The 19,090-nt window shown below is 41.0% G+C and carries 16 protein-coding genes and 3 pseudogenes; 5 read left to right on the forward strand and 14 right to left on the reverse strand.

Features of this window, described 5'->3' with window-relative positions; genetic code table 11:
• Nucleotides 1–2: 2 nt before the first annotated feature.
• From allB to AWV70_RS10200, 3 genes are all read right to left on the reverse strand, one after another.
• Nucleotides 3–1,358, reverse strand: a complete 1,356-nt coding sequence (gene allB / locus AWV70_RS10190; RefSeq protein WP_060206712.1) for an allantoinase AllB — start codon at nucleotides 1,356–1,358, stop codon at nucleotides 3–5.
• Nucleotides 1,359–1,432: 74 nt separating this feature from the next.
• On the reverse strand, nucleotides 1,433–2,902 hold the full coding sequence (gene allW, locus AWV70_RS10195) for an allantoin permease (RefSeq protein ID WP_235588616.1): 1,470 nt from the start codon (nucleotides 2,900–2,902) through the stop codon (nucleotides 1,433–1,435).
• 330 nt (nucleotides 2,903–3,232) lie between these two features.
• Complete coding sequence (locus tag AWV70_RS10200; protein ID WP_060206714.1) at nucleotides 3,233–4,621, reverse strand: NCS1 family transporter; 1,389 nt, start codon at nucleotides 4,619–4,621, stop codon at nucleotides 3,233–3,235.
• 518 nt (nucleotides 4,622–5,139) lie between these two features.
• Here AWV70_RS10200 and AWV70_RS10205 point away from each other — a divergent pair.
• The 4 genes from AWV70_RS10205 (at nucleotide 5,140) to AWV70_RS10220 (ending at nucleotide 9,581) form a co-directional block, all read left to right on the forward strand.
• A complete protein-coding gene (locus AWV70_RS10205; RefSeq protein ID WP_060206716.1) occupies nucleotides 5,140–5,460 on the forward strand; it encodes a hypothetical protein in 321 nt (106 codons plus the stop codon).
• Nucleotides 5,461–5,519: 59 nt separating this feature from the next.
• Nucleotides 5,520–5,996 carry a spore coat protein gene (locus AWV70_RS10210; protein WP_201024350.1) on the forward strand — a complete coding sequence of 159 codons (477 nt, stop codon included), beginning with the start codon at nucleotides 5,520–5,522 and terminating at the stop codon, nucleotides 5,994–5,996.
• A gap of 230 nt (nucleotides 5,997–6,226) precedes the next feature.
• On the forward strand, nucleotides 6,227–8,299 hold the full coding sequence (locus AWV70_RS10215; protein WP_060206718.1) for a S9 family peptidase: 2,073 nt from the start codon (nucleotides 6,227–6,229) through the stop codon (nucleotides 8,297–8,299).
• A gap of 85 nt (nucleotides 8,300–8,384) precedes the next feature.
• On the forward strand, nucleotides 8,385–9,581 hold the full coding sequence (locus AWV70_RS10220) for a DHH family phosphoesterase (RefSeq protein ID WP_060206720.1): 1,197 nt from the start codon (nucleotides 8,385–8,387) through the stop codon (nucleotides 9,579–9,581).
• Nucleotides 9,582–9,701: 120 nt separating this feature from the next.
• On the opposite strand, the pseudogene AWV70_RS10225 reads toward AWV70_RS10220, so the two are convergent.
• Together AWV70_RS10225 and AWV70_RS10230 are read right to left on the reverse strand one after the other, a co-directional pair.
• Nucleotides 9,702–10,102, reverse strand: a pseudogene (locus AWV70_RS10225) (VOC family protein).
• 180 nt (nucleotides 10,103–10,282) lie between these two features.
• Nucleotides 10,283–10,999 carry an MOSC domain-containing protein gene (locus AWV70_RS10230; RefSeq protein ID WP_060206721.1) on the reverse strand — a complete coding sequence of 239 codons (717 nt, stop codon included), beginning with the start codon at nucleotides 10,997–10,999 and terminating at the stop codon, nucleotides 10,283–10,285.
• Nucleotides 11,000–11,177: 178 nt separating this feature from the next.
• Between AWV70_RS10230 and AWV70_RS10235 the strand changes: the two genes are divergently transcribed.
• Entirely contained in the window at nucleotides 11,178–12,074 is an 897-nt protein-coding gene (locus AWV70_RS10235) for a LysR family transcriptional regulator (protein WP_060206723.1), read from the forward strand.
• A 29-nt stretch (nucleotides 12,075–12,103) separates the two neighbouring features.
• Here AWV70_RS10235 and AWV70_RS25080 read toward each other — a convergent pair whose 3' ends face one another.
• The 9 genes and pseudogenes from AWV70_RS25080 to AWV70_RS10260 all read right to left on the reverse strand — a co-directional run bounded on the left by AWV70_RS25080 (nucleotide 12,104) and on the right by AWV70_RS10260 (nucleotide 18,924).
• Nucleotides 12,104–12,334 (reverse strand): aminotransferase class III-fold pyridoxal phosphate-dependent enzyme, encoded by a 231-nt coding sequence (locus tag AWV70_RS25080; protein WP_306464388.1) that lies wholly within the window; start codon nucleotides 12,332–12,334, stop codon nucleotides 12,104–12,106.
• Between the two features lie 10 nt (nucleotides 12,335–12,344).
• Nucleotides 12,345–12,509, reverse strand: a complete 165-nt coding sequence (locus AWV70_RS25085; protein ID WP_306464387.1) for a hypothetical protein — start codon at nucleotides 12,507–12,509, stop codon at nucleotides 12,345–12,347.
• Nucleotides 12,510–12,641: 132 nt separating this feature from the next.
• Nucleotides 12,642–12,839, reverse strand: a pseudogene (locus AWV70_RS22875) (aminotransferase class V-fold PLP-dependent enzyme); the annotation flags it as partial.
• 41 nt (nucleotides 12,840–12,880) lie between these two features.
• Nucleotides 12,881–14,188: a glutamate-1-semialdehyde 2,1-aminomutase gene (gene hemL, locus AWV70_RS10240; protein ID WP_060206725.1), complete on the reverse strand. Its 1,308-nt coding sequence runs from the start codon at nucleotides 14,186–14,188 to the stop codon at nucleotides 12,881–12,883.
• 13 nt (nucleotides 14,189–14,201) lie between these two features.
• Nucleotides 14,202–15,449 carry a serine hydroxymethyltransferase gene (gene glyA / locus AWV70_RS10245; RefSeq protein ID WP_060206727.1) on the reverse strand — a complete coding sequence of 416 codons (1,248 nt, stop codon included), beginning with the start codon at nucleotides 15,447–15,449 and terminating at the stop codon, nucleotides 14,202–14,204.
• Nucleotides 15,450–16,280: 831 nt separating this feature from the next.
• Nucleotides 16,281–16,517, reverse strand: a complete 237-nt coding sequence (locus AWV70_RS10250; RefSeq protein ID WP_060206729.1) for a glutaredoxin family protein — start codon at nucleotides 16,515–16,517, stop codon at nucleotides 16,281–16,283.
• Between the two features lie 630 nt (nucleotides 16,518–17,147).
• Complete coding sequence (locus AWV70_RS24460; RefSeq protein WP_235588617.1) at nucleotides 17,148–17,627, reverse strand: hypothetical protein; 480 nt, start codon at nucleotides 17,625–17,627, stop codon at nucleotides 17,148–17,150.
• A 78-nt stretch (nucleotides 17,628–17,705) separates the two neighbouring features.
• Nucleotides 17,706–17,912, reverse strand: a pseudogene (locus AWV70_RS25305) (MerR family transcriptional regulator); the annotation flags it as partial.
• A gap of 13 nt (nucleotides 17,913–17,925) precedes the next feature.
• Nucleotides 17,926–18,924, reverse strand: coding sequence for an alpha/beta fold hydrolase (locus AWV70_RS10260; protein ID WP_235588618.1), 999 nt, complete (start codon nucleotides 18,922–18,924; stop codon nucleotides 17,926–17,928).
• Nucleotides 18,925–19,090 lie beyond the last annotated feature (166 nt).

Here is a 19,090-nt window from a genome sequence, read left to right on the forward strand (position 1 = left end):
TTTCAGTTAGCGGAAATCAATTTTCCAATTGGTTCTCCAACGATTCCATCTTTCAAATCGAACACAACATTTCCGCGGACAATTGTTTTTGTTACGCGGCAGTCAATATTTCTGCCTTCGTATGCACTATGTTTGTTTTTGTAGTAAAGGTCTTCCCTTTTTACTGTATATGATTGGTTAGGGTCCACCAAGATGATATCCGCATCTTTCGATACAGCGATTTCACCTTTATGTGGAATGTTGAACCGTTCAGAAGGATTTGTTGCAATCAATTTAACGAACTCATGAACCGGAAGTCCACGTTGTTTAACCGCCAAATCAAACATAAGGTCGACGTTGTTTTGCGCGCCGCTAATTCCGCCCCATGCTTCCCAAAGATTCCCTTGCTTCAAATCTTCCGTACATGGTGAATGGTCAGACGTTAGCCAGTCGATGTTCCCAGCCAGAAGCTCATCCCAAAGTTTCGCTTGGTCTTCTGCTTTTCTGATCGGCGGCTGACATTTTGCTCGTGGGCCAATTTCGTCAACTTGCTCGGCAGTGAAGGCAAAATAGTGCGGGCATGATTCAACCGTTACATCCACGCCTTCTTCACGTGCTTTCAAGATCGTCTGAATTGCCTCTGAAGTGCTGATATGAACGAGATGCAATTTACAGCCTGTTTCTTTAGCGAAAAGGATTGCACGTTGAACAGCTTCCACCTCTGTGAAAATTGGGCGGGATTCCGCATATTCGACTCCGGAGTTTTTGCCTTCCCTCGCAAATTCCTTCGCAAGGCCAGATGGAACAGCTGCGTTTTCTGCGTGGATACATAGGATCTGATCCAATTCAGCCAGCTTTTGCATACCTTTGTACAATGTGAAATCGTCTACGTTTACAAAATCATCAGGAATATCACTTGTAATATCGGATAGGAAACATTTGAAAGCGAGAACGCCAGCGTCAGACATTTCCTTTAGCTTATCCACATTCCCAGGGATGAGACCGCCATAAAATGCGTAATCGACGTAGTTTTGGTCAACAGCCGCTTCCAATTTCAAATCCAATGCAGCTTTATTCGTTGTTGCTGGCAGGGCATTCAACGGCATTTCTACATAGCTTGTCGTTCCTCCAGCAGCCAATGATTTCGATCCTGTTTCGAAACCTTCCCACTCTGCACGTCCTGGTTCGCTAATATGAACATGCGTATCAATCATTCCTGGCATAACATATTGACCGGTTGCATCAATGACCTCTTTTGCATCGTCGGTAATATTTTCAGCGATGCAAGAAATTTTCTCGTCTTTGATTCCCAAGTCAACTTTATAAACCCCGTCACGTAAAACTACATTTCCACCTTTAATAACTAAATCAAATGCCATTTGAATTCCCCTTTCAGCTATCAAAATTTTTTACACGCACTTTTTAGCCAACTATTAGTTTTTCCACTTATTCTTTAACTATTCTCTTCGTTCAATGTCGGTGTTTTTTGAAATAAAGTTCCTTTACTATGCGGCCATTCAAGCACTGTATAAAGGATGAAAGCCGTAATGATTCCGACAAACCAGGACATATCGTAAAGCGGCTTCAGGAATGGAACGAAATTTCCAATTAAACAAACGACGCCTGCAATGATTGTCGTAACAATCGCATTCACATTGAAACCTTTTGTATAATGGTACTTTCCCTTTTTTGCATCATATAATGCATTCAAATCGATATTGGTTTTAGAGATGATGAAATATTGGGCTAACATGATTCCGGTAACCGGAGCCAATATCCCGCCAACAATATTCAAGAAAGCGAAAATACTCGTTGGGTTTTCCATCAACTTCCATGGCATTACGAGAATACCAATGATTGCTGCAATGATCGCACCGGATTTGAAAGTGAATTTTTTAGGGAATAAGGATGCTAATTGGTAACCTGCAGGTACAATATTTCCTGTAACGTTAACGGACAATGTCGTTAAACAAAGTGTAAGAACGGAAATTGCAATCGCAAATGTTCCATCAAATCGGGCTACAACATCAAGAACATTCCAAATTGGCGTCCCGAAAGCAATTTCAGACCCAACAATAATCGCGATGCTTGCAATCGCAAACAACAAATATGCCACAACAAGTCCGGCAGTTTGTCCAATCGCTTGTGCCTTCGTCGATTTCGCTAGCTTCGTGAAATCTGAGACGTTAACAATCGGCGCTGCCCATGCTGCAATTACAGCTGTTACAGCGGCAATGAAGATAACGATATTATTTCCAGTAACTCCAGAGCCGGTATACGCTAAAATCGGTCCGATTCCACCCGCCAAGTTAATGGCCCAAATTGCCATTCCTCCGAATACGATGTAAACAAGTGGTGAGAGGATGTTTGTAAATTTCCCTAAGAAGCCCATTCCTCCATAAATCAAGGCAACGTTAAACAACCAAAAGATTAAAAACGAAATCAATGCCGGCAATGATAACCCTAAAAGGTTCCAATCCCCGCCTAACGTCAAATATGTCGGCCAAAGCTTACCGATTAGGATGGATAGTGCTTGGCTTCCTGCATACGTTTGGAACCCGAACCACATAATCGCCGAAATGACTCCCCTTAAAACACCGGGAATCATTGCTCCTTTCGGTCCGTATGATAAACGAAGGAGCATCGCAAACGGCAATCCGTATTTCGATCCCGCATGCCCATTAAGAACGAGCATCCCTGCAATGATAACTGAAGCAACGATGATTGCCCCAAAGACTTGTCCTACTGACATACCTAACGCAAAAAGACCGCCAATGGCAATGTAGTTCGGAATGTTATGAACGGAACCCATCCAAACAGAGAAGAAGTTCCCTACTCCCCACTTTCGTTCCTGTTCTTTTGTCGGCAGAACATCGAAACTATATCCAGCAGACATCGCTTTCTCTCTATCAAAAAGACTCAAAAGAATTCCTCCTTAACTGTAGCCACAAACTATTGAGACCTATTGCTTCATACGCCAAAAAAGTTTTTTTCTTGTTTTGCGTACACGATTAATCAAGAGGCCGTAAACCCAATATGTTTTATTACTATAATAGTAGTAATGGACAACATCATTATACAGAATAAAAAGCTGTACTTCTTTAGGTCACTTAACCAAAAGAAGCAACTTATATTATGTATAGTGTATAAGGAAGGATATTATTATATGCACTTTAAATAACTGATTGTGCATTTTAAACAAACGAAACCACCTCATGAAGAGATATTCTTCAAGAGGTAGTTCGAAAAGTTGTTATTCCTCGAAAATAGTTCCCTTTTTGAAACTTGAACCTTTAAAGGCAAACTTCGATAGAAGATAGTATGCTGTGCCTGCTACTACTACCCCGATGATCCAAGCTAGCTCAACCTCTATAAACGCAGCGGCTGCACCGATAAACATCGCAAGCAAACCTGCTGGATTATATCCGGCAAAAGGACCCTCTTCATTGTACAAATCAGTAACATTTACTCTCTGTTTTCTTAAAATATAGTATTCGACGATTAGTATGGAAATAACCGGTCCTAAAAACGCAGAGTAGATAAGAATGAACATATTCAAACCTGTCGCTGATGACTCCTGGATAAGCAACCATGGGAATGCACCTAGCGCAAGCAATCCTGTGATGATTGCCGATGGCTTGTATTTTAGTTTTGTCAGCATTGTAATAACATACACTGGCGGAATGATGTTTGCCACCATATTTGTCGCAATTACCGCAATTACGATGAATACAGATACAAATACGGAAACATAATCATTATCAAGGATGATCGGGAGTGCTTGAGCTGGATTCGTTACACCCGTTGCAGCTGCAAGCATTGCACCGATAACAATTACAAAGCCATATGAAAAAGTAATCGGAATAAAGTATAGTGCTCCGCGCTTCTTATCGCTCAAACCAGTTTTAAGTTCTCTGGAATAGTCTGCAGCACTTACGAAGATACCTGCATAGTTACCTAAGAACACCATGATGAGCCCGAAGAACGGCAAGCCCCATGAACCTTTAGCCTGTACCCAGTTTTGAGAAATCTCAGCTGTATGCGAAGTCATAAGGAGGCCGAAAACATACACAAGTGCAGCCATGAATACAACAGACGCAACCGTCTCTACCCATTTAACCGCATGGAAGCCAAATAGCGAAAGAACAATCTGGAACAGTTGAAGAGCTATGAAACAGATAACAATACTGTCAAAAGATCCATTTGTAACGATTTTCGCAATTTCATTCAGCGCAGTTCCGCCAATCCAGCTTTGTATACCGTACCAGACGATGGCGGGTATACCGCGTAATAATGACGAAATGACAGTTCCTTTTATTCCAAACGACATTCTAAGTTGTACAACGTACGGAATACCTTTTCTATAGCCGAGTCGGTCATTTAAGGCGAAAACAGTTGAAATGATCCCAATTGAGATCAGAGCAGCCAGGATTGTCTGGAAGATGTTCAATGTTGCCACACCCGCCACAATTACGCTTGCCCCCAGTGTCATATTCCCTAAGTTAACCCCATCACCAATCCACATAAATATATAGTCTTTTGGTTTGACAGACCGATCACTGTCGGATTTTGGATGCAGTGATGTATCTAATGATGAGTTTTGAACCGCTTGTGCGTCGATATTTTCATTTATCGAAGTCATCGTTATACCCCTTTCAGTATTGTAGGTAAACCTTCATGTATTTTGCCCACCCATTTTACTATTGTAGAACAACCATAAAGCATCCATAGAGCATCATTTGCGACTCTCCAAAAATTCTTTCGTTGTTAACAATACTTATTATCCATCTAACAATGCTTATTATACATCTCCCCATGAAGAAGGTCTTTATGTCTATTAAACAAAACGCACAAAAGGTGGCTATGTATAATGCATAACATTCTTCACAGCTACAGACTAGTTGGACAACCTCTTGTACACTTTGAATAATATCATTTAAGAACAATCTATTGTGCACTTTAAATAAAAGAATTGATATCAAGCCATTCATACTATCAGTAAAAAAAAGGAAGAACAATGTCCATTCAGGGACATGTTCTTCCTTTTAGATACTAATGATGTACATAGTTTGCATAATTTCAGTCTGAATGTATATCTGCCCGGCCAAAGCTCGTTTGCGCGAGTATATATATTTGTAAGTGCAAAAGGAGGTGATTTGAGTGGAAGACAGGAAGAGCCGAGAAGAATTGAATGAGCTGTCTGGCCAGTTGATGGATTTGTTTGTATCCGATTTATTCTCCAAAAACAAAGTTGACATCGAAAAAGTAAAAGAACGCATAACAGATGATCAGCGTGAGAGCTTAAAGCAGACTGTAGAACACCTAAAAACTCAAGTAGAGGGCTTTTTGGAATCGACAACTGTCCTGAAAGTCGCTGATTCAGCAGAAAAAACAGAAGGACAGGCGACAAATCCATTACGTGAAGCAATCATTCAAAGGAAACAAATGAAGCAAAATAAAAAAAACAACATAAATAGATGATTTGTCCAACTCAAGAGCTTTCCAACACATGTAATAGATAGAGAGAGGAGGGAAGAAAAATGGGCTATAAATATTATTCACGTCAACAAGAAAAATGGTCTGCCATGAATCGTAATGCCAAGCATCCAATGTCTCCTTGTCCTTGTCATTGTCGGAAAGAAGAAGAGGAAGCGGCTGTAGAGGCAAAGGTGACTTCTGATATCGATCAGCTTTCCCACGAACTGATTGTCATCCGCGATTCTTGCAACGTCACGGTCCACACGACTGATACACAAATCGCCGCGTCCTTGCAAGCTGCACTCCAAGTGGCCATTGCTGTCGTTGTCAATATCTCGATCGCTGACGGTGCACGAGCTGAACGGGTGACAGCTGAATTACTGGAGCGTTCACAGATTCGGCAGACCAACCGTCAAAAATTATTTATCGTTAACTCCCGTGATGTCGAAGTTAAAACGGAAGATATCGACATAGCGATTTCCTTGCAGCTATTGCTACAGATCCTCTTGGCGTTAATCGTCCAATTGGACATTCTGTAAGAGCGAGAGCATGTGTAGGCTTCTATATTTGACCGCCCCCCCGCAACTCCCATGTTGACGGGGGCGGTTGTCTGCAAAGAATCCCTTTGCCCTAAAGTATGCAGATAACCCTATAGGTGTTACGAGTCTCGACTCTCCTGATTTCATTCTGAACACATTGTCGATCTAAAAAGAGGAATTCCCTGCCCTTTCCGCGAACCTTATACATATAACGAAAGGAGCGACTTTATATGAAGCCACCTATAGCAAAACGCATTCCACACCCCCATGAACTGCATGGCGATGTGCGAGAAGACGACTATTACTGGTTGAAGGATCCCAACAACCCGCAGGTCATCCAGTATTTAGAGGAAGAAAATCGATATTACGATGAAATTATGCGGCCGCTAGAGAAGCAGACCGAACAGATTTATCAAAGCATGGTGGACCGTGTGCCAGATTCGGAAGTGAAAATCCCTGTGCAGCATGGAACATTTTTTTATTATTCCCGTTTGGACAAGAGCAAGCAATATCCAATCTTTGCACGCAAGCAGGCGGAGAGCCGCGAGCTTCTGTCGGAAGCGCCAGAGGAAGTGATACTCAATCTGAATGAATTAGCTGAGGAAGATGACTATTTAAGTGTAACAGTGCAGCGCATAAATACTGATCATACCCACCTCGCTTATTTGGAGAATCGGGACGGCACGGACCGGTACACAATTCATATTAAGGATATAAGTACAGGAAAACTTCTGCCGGATCGGATTCCGAATGTCTTTTTGTATGGAAGTATGGAATGGAGCCGGTGCGGTGACTTTATTTTTTACATTACCGTTGATGAAAATCAACGTCCTTGCCAGCTATGGAGGCATCGTATAGGAAGTGATGTGGAAAGTGATAAGCTAGTCTTCGAAGAAAAAGACGAAACATTCACACTGTATGTGTCGAAATCGCAAAGCGGAAAGTTCATTTTTGTGCATTCCATGTCGAAAACGACGAGTGAAGTCCAGCTGCTGGATGCGGATTCCGCGCTATCCCCATTGCAGCTAGTAGATGGCCGGCGTGACGGGATTCTATATGATGTCGAACATTGGGAGAACGACTTGCTCATCTTGACGAACGAAGACGCACTGAACTTCCAACTATTCCGCTCCCCTCTCGACAACTTGAAGTCACGGAAGAATGTTATTGAGTATGACGAGGAGCATTATCTTCAAGCTATGTACCCGTTCCGCGACAAGCTGCTGCTTGCCGGCAGGAAGAACGGTTTGACGCAGATTTGGGTGATGCAGGACGACAAGCTTGAGCCGATCGAATGGGACGAGCCTCTATACACTGTGTCCGTGCTATCCGATCAAGACTATGAGGCGGCAGAGGTATTACTTCAATATGAATCCCTGCTCACGCCAAAAACAACATACGGACTGGATTTGCTCACTGGAGAGAAGCATCGATTGCAAGTCGCCCCCGTCAGCGGAGAATATGATCGTACCGACTATCGGCAAGAGCAATTGTGGGCGACCTCCGAAGATGGCGTCAATGTTCCGATGACCGCCGTTTACCTTGAAGGTGCGCTCGATAATGGACCAGCTCCGTTGATTCTGTATGGATACGGATCGTACGGAGCCAATAGCGACCCGCATTTTGATCCGTATCGCCTTCCGCTCTTGGACAAAGGAGTCGTATTCGTCACGGCACAAGTTCGTGGCGGTTCCGAAATGGGTCGGAGCTGGTACGAGGATGGAAAGATGCAACATAAGCGAAACACATTTACTGATTTCATTGCTGCAGCGAAGCATCTGATTGACGAGGGGTACACATCTTCGAGTAAAATGGCGGCCCGCGGAGGAAGTGCTGGAGGGTTGCTCGTAGGAGCCGTCGCAAACATGGCGGGTGAGCTGTTCGAGGTCGTCGTTCCTGCAGTGCCATTCGTCGACGTCGTGACGACGATGCTCGATACAACAATCCCGCTTACAACGTTGGAGTGGGATGAATGGGGCAATCCTCAAGATCGGGAGGATTACTTTTATATGAAGTCCTATAGTCCATATGACAATGTGGAAGCAAAAGACTACCCGCATCTGTTTATTACAACCGGCCTAAACGATCCGCGTGTCGGGTACTGGGAGCCGGCCAAATGGGTTGCGCGTCTAAGAGCGTTAAAAACCGATGACAATGTACTGGTGATGAAAACAAACATGGGTGCCGGCCATTTCGGAAAGTCGGGCCGTTTCAACCATTTGAAGGAAGCTGCGGAATGTTATGCATTCATTCTCGATAGGCTTGGCGTCTCTATCGAATTAACAATTCCAAGCCCCCGGTAATCGGGGGTTTTCTTTTGGAGAATAGCACTTAGATTGATTGCCACCCAAGCAATTTGACTATACTGTAGTCCGAGGAGTGAAGGACATGTATAAATTGTTGTCTCATAATGATTTGGATGGCGTTGGATGCGGAATTTTAGCGAAGATCGCTTTTGGAAAGCAGGTTAGAGTGCGCTACAATTCCGTTTCCGGTCTTGATCGCGAAGTGGAATGGTTTCTGGAAAATGAAGATAAGGAAACATTTTTGTTCATTACGGATTTGTCGGTCAATGAAGAAAACGAGAGTCGGATTGAGGCGTTTTACCAAGACGGCGGAAAGATCCAATTGATGGATCACCATAAAACTGCGCTTCACTTTAATGAGTATAAGTGGGGCCATGTCGTCGTAGAGGACGACGAAGGAAAATTGACTTCAGCGACTTCCCTATTTTATGAATACCTTGTTACACATCAACTTATAGAGCCGTCGGAATCGATAGCCGAATTTGTCGAGCTCGTTAGGCAGTATGATACATGGGAATGGGAGAAAAATAATAATCAGTATGCACAACGTCTCAATGCCCTCTTTTTCCTAATGACCATTGAAGAATTTGAAGATACGATGATCAGTCGACTACTTTCAGATGACCATTTCCACTTTGATGAATTCGAAAAGAAAATACTCGATATGGAAGAAGATAAAATCGAACGTTATATTCGCCGGAAAAGACGAGAACTCGTCCAATTGCAAGCGGGCGACCACTTTGCCGGTATCGTGTATGCGGAATCTTACCATTCTGAGCTTGGCAATGAACTTGGCAAAGAATACCCGCATCTTGATTACATCACCATCCTGAATATCGGAAGTAAACGAGTCGGCTTCCGAACAATCCATGATCATATTGATGTATCTGAAGTTGCCGGACAATTCGGTGGAGGCGGTCATGCAAAAGCTTCTGGTTGCTCTTTGACGAAAGATGCTTTTCAGCAGTTTGTGTTGGACACGTTCCACTTAGAGCCATTACGAGAAGATGCGCGACGAAATCGCTATAATTTAAAATATTCTTCGTTCGGTTCTCTCTATAAAAATCGGATGGAAGACAGCTTTTTCCTCTATCCGGTGAGCGATCAAGTATGGGCAATTAAACAAAATAACATAAAGTTGGAACAGACCTTTGCATGCTTCGAGGAAGGTGAAAGTTTCCTTAAAAGAAACTACGAAGCATGGCTTGTACGGGACGATGCTTTTGTCGGTTATTTAATGGAACAAATAAGGGTTAGTCAGCAGGATGAAATTGAATGAGAAGTGCCCGTCTGAAATAGAAAAAAGCCGATTGGTTTTATTAACCGGTCGACTTTTTCATTTCCAGTGAATGGGACTTTCATCTAAGCAACATGGTTGGGAGCGGAAGTTCATGAAGTTTTATTTAGGCAGATTTAATTGCCAAGAAACGCCGAACTTATCATTCAACCAACCGAACTTCTTACTGAACCCATAATCCCCTATAGGCATCAGTGCTTGGCCACCTTCCATCAGTTGCTCATAAAGACGATCGATTTCCTCCTCTGTTTCGCATGTAAAAAAAATCGAGAATGATGGTGTAAAGGTAAATTGATGTGCGATATTACTGTCAATGCACATAAATTCTTGCCCTTTTAAAACGAAAGTAGCCTGCATCACAGTCCCTTCATCCCAACCAGCCTCATTCGCTCCATATCGAACAATGCTTGTAATTTCCTAGTCCTTGATGAGGGATGTGTAATAATTCATCGCCCTTCCGCTTTACCGTCTTGGAACATTAAAAACGGTGTAACCATTCCCATTATGAACCGACTCCTTTATTTATGATAATGTACGGCGCCTCTTTTATGGTGCCTATGCAGCAAACTATTCTGACTATACGCTACAATTTCATAAATTAAAATTGAAAGTGAAGAGCACCATTGTAACGAATTGTCATAAATTTTTGTTACACAGGCACCCGCACATTTTTCACATCATGATTATTCGTTTGGACCGATTACACGATTACGAATGTCCAATTTCCCCTTACCCTCTGCACGTTTTGATAACGTATTACGCCAGTTAGGTGCTAGGAGTTCACAAGCAGCAAGTCTAGCTGCTAACTCCAAATCATGTTTTTTATTGTGCATTACATCATTGCAGTTAGCCACAGTCCATTCTGGGAATGGTCTATCTTGAAGTTGGAGATAATCTCCTGCTTGAATTTCCCCCTCTTTAAGAACACGAAAATACCATCCTGTTAAGCCCTCTTGTTGTATTTGCAAAGCTAAATCTTTTATCCTCCAGCGTCTTGCTGGTCTCCAACATGGTTGCCTTGGTTGTGAAACTTGAACAACAGCCTCACCAATATGAAAAATATCACCGATACATAAATCATCTTCAGCGATATTTTTAACAGCTAAGTTTTCACCAAATGCACCAACGGAAAAATCCGGCCTTTGTAATTTTTTTTGCCAATAATCATAATGTGAAACGGTATAGACAAAAATTGCTTTTTCCAGTCCTCCATGATTCTTAAGATCTGCCTGTCCATCTCCTTCAAGGTTTGTTTTTCCCACCCAAACTTTCCCTTGAAGAGGGGATTTTACAATACCAGTCGTCCATTCACGATCCATTGGATGTTTTGCATCTTTATTTCCCAATGTTTGCGGTTTACCTACCATTATCTTATCTATTACAGGTTGATTCACAGACATCAGACTCCTTTTCCCTCATTCTATCCCAGCTTTTTATAATTTGGGGCTAATGATGTACAACCTTTACTATATAAACTGTTTTCCTCCATTTACCCCATCGATTGGAAATACGTAATGGGTTGGTATAACATAATAGATATAACCTATGATATTTGTTGGAAACTTAGGAGGGGATTCGATGGAACTGAAACAATTGGAATACTTTATCGTATTATGTCAAGAGCTGCACTTTACACGAGCAGCCGAGCAACTAGGCATTGCTCAACCTTCCTTAAGTCAACAAATTCGCTTACTAGAGCATGAAGTAGGAATGCCATTGTTTGAGCGCATTGGCAAAAAGAACATACTTACTGATGCAGGGAAAACATTGCTACATCACAGTTACAATGTGTTTCATGAAATTTCTCAGGCACGTGCGGCGATTAGCGAGCTTCAGGGATTAGAGCGGGGCACGCTCAAAATAGGTTCTCTGCTAACAGTTGTTAATTACTTGCTTCCCCCAACAGTTATCAAGTTTCACAATGCTTATCCCAATGTGGAACTTTCTGTACAAGGGTTACGAACTGGAGATATTTACAAAGGGCTCTTGCAAAATGAACTTGATTTAGGTATCGTTTTTTTGCCCATAGAACATGATGACCTAGAAGCCATACCCCTCTATCAAGAAAATCTTGCTTTAGCCGCACCTAGAGATCATATCATTACAAAAGAGGCGTCTGTATCACTTCAAGTTTTAAAAGAAACATCATCTATTTTATTACCTGAAACCTATTTTCTACGACAAGTTGTTAACGAACAGTGTCGCTTAATGAATTTCGCACCCAAACCAGTACTTGAAATGACGACGATGGAATCTATCATTCAAATGGTAAGCAACGGAGTCGGTGTTACGATACTACCAAAAGCTTACTTAGATTATATTGATAATATTCATATTAAAACGATTCCTATTCAAGATCCGGTAATCACCACACAGATTGGCATTGCCTATCGAAAGAACAAACATTTATGTGCTGCTAGTCGTGTTTTTATGGACCAATTGATTAAAACAATTAAAGATGAACGCTTTAATTAGAGTTTTATCTGGAATAATCTTTATGCTTTTCAATACTTTTTCAGTATAACTTCTAAGAGGTCAACGGCTTGGTCAATTTCTTCATTAGTAATTAATAAACTCGGTGCCAGACGGATTACATGGATTCCCGCAGTAAGTACGAGCAATCCTTGTTGCAGCATCTCTTGAATTATTGGGGCAATCGGTTCGCGGCATTCAATACCAATTAAGAGACCAAGCCCTCTTATATTTTGTACACTAGGGATAGTGCCGAAGTTGATCTGTCAAGCGCTACAATGCGTATATTCCAAGTTTAGTAACATGTTCCATTAAGCATCCCTCAAGTAGCGTTTCAAGAGTTGCAAGAACTGCGGTTACCGCAAGTGGACCTCCCCCAAGAGACGAACCATGACTCCCTGCTGAGAAATCCTCTCGAAGTTTTTTCTTACCCATCATCGAGCCGATTGGAGACCCGCTGTCTAATTGCAGATACTTTAAACTTCATCATAGCTCTTCTTTTTTAGTATATTTTTCGGCATCTCCAATAGAAAATGTTCCGTCATTTTGGAGTGGTATATATTTTAATTAAGCTTTTGTTACTTTTGCCACTTGTTGCCAAGGAAGCAGATTACTCTGATGTTCCATTGCGGAGATCACAATTTCATCCCCTTCATTGCAAACAGCCCTTGCATAGCTGCTAGCTACTATGACTTGGAGTGGTTTCTGTGTTGATGCTGCGTTGTCTAAGTAAACCAACGGATACCCATGAATCTTTTGATTCAGTATTGGAAATTGTTTTTATATATTGATCGATTCCATTATTATTCTCACCCTATACTTTTGACATTACGAAGTGCTTGATAATGAGCCTTGATTGTATCTTCAATATCTTCATCGGAGTGTGCTGTCGATATGAACATCACCTCATAAGGTGTAGGGGCTGTCAAAATCCCCAAATTCAGCATACTCGTATAATATTTTTTAAATACTTGCATATCCGAACTCTTAGCTGTTTCATAATCAACAACCTCTTGTTCTGTAAAAAAGGTAGAAAGCATGGAGCCTACCCTGTTGATTTTTAATGGCACACTTGTCAATTCAGCATTGTGTTTGAAACCTTCTTCTAATCTAGCCGCTTTTCTTTCCAACTCATCATAGATTTCAATCTGCTCAAGTAACCGCAGAGTTCTATAACCAGCTGACATTGCAAGTGGATTCCCTGATAATGTACCTGCTTGGTAAATAGGTCCTGCGGGTGCAATTTGCTCCATGATTTCACGTTTACCTCCATAAGCTCCCACAGGCAATCCCCCTCCTATGATCTTTCCTAAACAAGTAATATCGGGATTGACTCCGTATAGATTCTGTGCCCCATGATAGTCTACGCGAAAACCAGTCATTACTTCATCAAAGATAAGCAAGCTACCGTACTCTTTAGTAATCTCACGTAACCCTTGGAGAAATCCAAGATTTGGAGGAATAACTCCCATATTTCCTGCAACTGGCTCGACAATAACTGCTGCAATTTGTTCCCCAAATTGTTCAAAGGTATGACGGATACTCTCCAAACTGTTATAAGGTACTATAATAGTATCTATAGTGACGTTATTGGGTACCCCCGGACTGTCGGGCAATCCAAATGTGGCCACCCCAGAACCTGCTTTGATTAACAAAGCGTCAGCATGTCCATGATAGCCACCTTGAAATTTCACGATTTTTTGCCGCCTTGTATAGCCTCTTGCTAAACGTAATGCACTCATTACAGCTTCTGTTCCAGAGTTCACCATACGTACCATTTCAATCGATGGAACAATTTCACATATTAATTTGGCCATTTTCACTTCAATCTCAGTAGACAATCCAAAGCTTGATCCATCTCTTACTGCCTTCTGTATCTCTTCCTCCACTGCTGGATGGGTATGTCCAAGTATAAGAGGTCCCCATGAGCATATATAATCAATAAATTCATTTCCATCAACATCAAATATGTGAGATCCTCGACCTTCTGTAATAAAAACTGGAGGAGAGTCAACCAACGAAAATGCACGTACGGGGCTGTTCACTCCTCCAGGAATCACACTTTTTGCTTGTTCGAATAATGCTTTGGAGTAAGAATCCACTCTTTTGGTATTCATTTACTTTCCCCTTTCACTGAATCTTCCGCTCATACAAGGTGAACCTCGAAGTTATTTGTTTGACCTCATCACTAAGCCGTTTGATTAAAGTTGAATCTTGTGGATTCTTCAATGCTTGTGAAATAATACGTGCTATCTCTATCATTTCACTCGGTCCCATTCCTCTTGTAGTTATAGCTGGCGTACCAAGACGAATTCCACTTGTTATTTGTGGACTTGTCGGATCAAATGGAATTGCGTTTTTGTTTACCGTGATGCCAATCTCATCAAGTAGTAGTTGTGCATCCATTCCTGTGATCTCAATGTTGCGAAGATCTAAGAGGATAAGATGATTGTCAGTACCTCCCGATACAACATTTAAACCCTCTGTCATCAATGCTTCAGCTAATACTTTTGCATTCTGAAGTACATGTTTCATATATTGTTTAAATTCAGAAGAGGAATTTTCTTTAAATGCTATCGCTTTGGCAGCAATCATATGCATAAGCGGTCCACCCTGAATAGCTGGAAAGACTGCTTTATCAATTGCTTGTGCCCAGGATTTCTTACATAAAATGACTCCTCCTCTTGGACCTCGCAGTGTTTTATGTGTTGTCGTTGTTACAAAATCTGCATGTGGTACAGGGTTTGGATGTAAACCAGCTGCAACAATACCAGCAATATGAGCCATATCTACAAGAAATAACGCACCTACCTCTTTAGCAATTTCAGAAAAAGCTTCGAAATCTATTGTACGTGGATAAGCACTTGCTCCCACTACAATCATTCGAGGTTTATGTTCATGGGCGAGTTTCCTCACTTCATCATAGTCTATTAGGTGGGTTTGTTCGTCGACACCATATGAAACAAAATGATATAGCTGACCAGAGAAATTAACGGGACTTCCATGTGTCAAATGACCACCGTGTGATAAATTCATGCCTAAAATCGTATCTCCTGGATTTACAGCTGCAAAATAAACCGCTGCATTAGCCTGCGAACCTGAGTGCGGCTGTACATTGGCATGTTCTGCATCAAATAAACCTTTAACTCTTTCTCTAGCCAATTCTTCTACTATGTCAACATACTCACAACCTCCATAATATCTTTGTCCAGGATAGCCTTCCGCATATTTATTTGTTAGGACTGTACCCATCGCTTCCATAACAGCTTCACTAACAAAGTTTTCTGAAGCAATCAATTCAATTTTATCGCACTGTCGATATAGCTCCTGCTGAATTGCTTTTGCTATAGCAGGATCTTCTTTAATCAAATTCTCCATATTACATTTCCTCCCCGATGTATAACTTCATTACATAGTAATTTTTCATTTTTTAATTTAACATTCAATTTTATAAATTGTTTCATATAGAAAATCAGTCACTAGCTACTCTTTTCATTGCAATCTTAATATGCAAGTTCAACATTTATGATCTAATATTCTGTACTTTTTTACTGTAAGGTGGATTAAAAAATCTCATTGTTATTCTTAACAACGAGAGTGAAATCTTGAGAATTCTATTTGTTAGACATTTACTAATGTAACTTAACTACTTATTAAATTAATCTCTCATTCGTAATTGTTCATTCCAATAATAATTGTCAGGGTACTCTCTTCCTCCAAATATTGCAGTTCCTACCTGAACAAGCGTTGCTCCTTCTTCTATGGCTATCTCAAAATCACCAGACATACCCATCGATAGTATATCCATTGCAACCTCAGGATAATTTTGATCAATAACCTGTTGTTGAATTAACTTTAGGAGACGAAAACATACTACAGTCTCTTTATCATCAGTAGTCGTTTTCCAATCGTCATTAGACCTTTAATATTTAAAGTATCTAATTCAGAAATTCTAACAAATTCAAAGTTTTCTCAGTAACAACTCCAAACTTGCTTTCTTCATATGATGTGTTAACCTGTACAAGAATATCTAACTTTCTATTTTCTTTTGTAAGTTCCTTATGTAATCCTTCTCGACTTCCATATTACACCAGAAGCATAATATGGGTCTCCCCATTAATTATATGTGGTAAATATATTAGTTAAAGGTATGTAATAAACCTTATTGAAAAAAGGGGAAGGTGCCCAAACAGCACCTTCTTTTAGAATTTATCCCTTAACGTCAGCTAAACTTGCACCAAAATTGATATGATATACATTTTCACCGATTACCAATGCTGGGACTGATTTTATCCCAGCCTTTTCAGCTTCATCAATACGATTTCGGTCTGAACCAAGATGGACTACTTCTGTAGTAATTCTTGATTTGTCAAGATAATCAAGAACCATTTGCTCCGCCTCTACACAAATTGGACACCCAGCATGATAAAAAATCGCTTTTGACATTTATTCATCATCTCCTTCATTTTTTTGTAGCATTGCTACTTAATTTCTATTATAGAAAATACGAAAAAGGTAAACAATACCAATTTACCTATGGTTATCATAGGTAAATACAATAGATTCATTTAATCGATAGCTTTTGCCTTTCAGTCAAACTCAAACAGACCGCTTTGACTTTCGCTCCGGCTTGTAGAGCAAAATAGAGTACAACTTTTTAAACTTTCTCTTCTCAATCGGGTGACTCATCACACCATTAAGGTTAAATAACCGAAACGCTAAACAAGAAAAACACCTCGAATATAAAAAAACGGAGATATAATGTATTTTTGAAATTCATTCAAATAGTATAACCCTAAATAAGCGAAAACCGCAGAGGGTACATAACCTCTTTAAAAGTCGGCTATACACTTCTACGGTTTTTTATGATTTCAGAACAATACAGACGTCAAACGACACTTGATAATGCGATTCATACACTGACTGTAAATACAATATGTTTGGTCTTTACTCGTGGATGTATGAATAGGAATCGTAAAACACAAGTAATCGCGTAAAAGAAACATAAAGAATGATCATAAGTATCCCCGTCGGAGATAACTGAAACAACCCCATTTCGAACGATCTCTTACCTAGTTACTCTTCTCTCGCTTGATCATAATGGAGAATGACTTTGGTGAGATAAGGTTCCCCTTTACTTATTAAATCCTGTTCTCCTCGGCTCCATTGAGCACGATCACTATCCACTCTTAGCAGAGCCTCCATTGCTTTGGCATTGCCAGACGTTACGTTAGTAACCATCGCTTGCCAATCCTTGTAAAGTACTTCAACCAGTTCTGACTCCATAGGCACTTCGCTCGCTTCATAAGCTGCTGAATATAAAATCAGTCTTCGGAATTCATTGTAAAACTCAAAAACAGCATCCTCTGTCAGGAAAACTTCCTGAAAAACCGCATAATCCTCTTCCGGAAACTCATATTCGCTCCAATGGTCAATGGCGTCCATTTCCAATACATTCATCAGGCCAGCTAACAGTTTCCATGGTATTTCATACCCTGCCGCACGCAGCTTCTGGGAAACTTCAATGCCATGCAACTTCGCCTTAATCCCTTCCATCTGTCTCCGCAGCATTATACTTTGGGAACACAGTTCTTTTTCCACAGCGTTATCTGAATCCGAATCACTCAGTTTATTTTTAATTTGCTCTAATGAAAGCCCCAAGCTTTTGTAGTAATTAATTCGAGTTAGTTTCCTCAGATGTACCTCAGTGTAAGTCCGGTGCCCTTTGGCATTTTTAATAGCCCCTAAAATTCCTATATTATCGTAATATTGCAAAGTTCTTCTGGAAACTCCATTTATTACTGCCAGTTCTTTGACTGAATAAGTTTTCGTAATGGAAATTCTCCCTCCATCCCTACGGCTTCAATCTTGTCAAAAACATCTGAATATGATCCGCAAGCTCCTTAGGGTATTCCCCATTAATAGCATGAGATGCCCCGTCAAACAGAACGACTTCGCTTTGCGGATGCGTCAAGTTTGCTTCGGCAGCGGCAAAAGCTTTGTCAGGGTTGTGCATCGTTGATTTCCCTCCAAGAATAGCCAGCGTGGGAACAGTCAAGGATTCCAGTTCCTCCTTGCTAATCTTTTGCGGCATAGGCAACTTGCTTTTAAAAGATCTCATACCGGTTTCAATGAGTCTCGCTATAGGTTCATCTTCGACCTCGGCGCCCCCGGAAATATAGCTTAACATCCGGTCCCTAATCGATTTGGGAATGAACGGCACACTAGCGGGAATCGAGGCTAAAACCATCTTTAAAGGAATCGTATCAAACACGTACACAGGTTCAACTAAAATAAGTGATTTTACCTGCGGAACCTCTTCCTGAACTAGTAAATTCACAGCACTCCATCCTCCAAAGGACAAGCCTAACAGGTGGATCTCCGCTTCATCTAATGAGGTTACTACTTCTTTTAACCATGTCGCCTGGTCCTGTATTGTCTGGATTCTCACATTTTCGACACTCAGCCCAGGCTCTCCAATCAAATCAATTGTGTATACCGGCCTTTCTTGAATCAGGTCTTGTAAATTAGCTTCCCACATTGGCGTAGAAGCGGACTTCCCAGGCAATAAAAGCAATGGGGTGCGTTCTGTCTCGGATGCCTGAAACTTGTAAAGCTTAACTTGACCAAATGATGTTGTGAGCAAAACTTCTTCCGCAGGCTCCGGCAGATAAGACATCGCCTCGTAATAAGCTTCCATAAACTCCTGCTCTCCTTCATTATCTATAAAAGAAGAAACCGAGCCATCATCATAAAACAAACTAAAGCAGCCCACTACACTAGCAATCAATATAAATAGTAACAAATACCATCTTCTCGTTATCTTCCTTCTTTGCTTCTTCTCCGTTACCACCCTGATCCCTCCTTATTTTCTCTACATCAGGTTATCTTATTACGTAACGTAACACGCAAATGAAGTGGTAGATCACAGGCGGAAAAAACCTCGAACTATTCGTCCAAGGGAACATAAAATACACTTCAATATTCAACTAAAAGCTCCAGCAAGCCCTTTACGAAAG

It is taken from the genome of Sporosarcina koreensis (assembly GCF_001531445.1).
In the GTDB taxonomy this organism is placed as follows: domain Bacteria; phylum Bacillota; class Bacilli; order Bacillales_A; family Planococcaceae; genus Sporosarcina; species Sporosarcina koreensis_C.

Excerpts from the sequence above, each read along its gene's own strand:
- glyA (WP_060206727.1), bottom strand. The coding sequence starts at position 15,449 with ATGGAGAATTTGATTAAAGAAGATCCTGCTATAGCAAAAGCAATTCAG.
- allB (WP_060206712.1), bottom strand. The coding sequence starts at position 1,358 with ATGGCATTTGATTTAGTTATTAAAGGTGGAAATGTAGTTTTACGTGAC.
- AWV70_RS10210 (WP_201024350.1), top strand. The coding sequence starts at position 5,520 with ATGGGCTATAAATATTATTCACGTCAACAAGAAAAATGGTCTGCCATG.
- AWV70_RS10235 (WP_060206723.1), top strand. The coding sequence starts at position 11,178 with ATGGAACTGAAACAATTGGAATACTTTATCGTATTATGTCAAGAGCTG.
- AWV70_RS10200 (WP_060206714.1), bottom strand. The coding sequence starts at position 4,621 with ATGACTTCGATAAATGAAAATATCGACGCACAAGCGGTTCAAAACTCA.
- AWV70_RS24460 (WP_235588617.1), bottom strand. The coding sequence starts at position 17,627 with ATGGAAGGGATTAAGGCGAAGTTGCATGGCATTGAAGTTTCCCAGAAG.
- AWV70_RS10215 (WP_060206718.1), top strand. The coding sequence starts at position 6,227 with ATGAAGCCACCTATAGCAAAACGCATTCCACACCCCCATGAACTGCAT.
- hemL (WP_060206725.1), bottom strand. The coding sequence starts at position 14,188 with ATGAATACCAAAAGAGTGGATTCTTACTCCAAAGCATTATTCGAACAA.
- AWV70_RS25085 (WP_306464387.1), bottom strand. The coding sequence starts at position 12,509 with ATGATGGGTAAGAAAAAACTTCGAGAGGATTTCTCAGCAGGGAGTCAT.
- AWV70_RS10220 (WP_060206720.1), top strand. The coding sequence starts at position 8,385 with ATGTATAAATTGTTGTCTCATAATGATTTGGATGGCGTTGGATGCGGA.
- AWV70_RS10230 (WP_060206721.1), bottom strand. The coding sequence starts at position 10,999 with ATGTCTGTGAATCAACCTGTAATAGATAAGATAATGGTAGGTAAACCG.
- AWV70_RS10250 (WP_060206729.1), bottom strand. The coding sequence starts at position 16,517 with ATGTCAAAAGCGATTTTTTATCATGCTGGGTGTCCAATTTGTGTAGAG.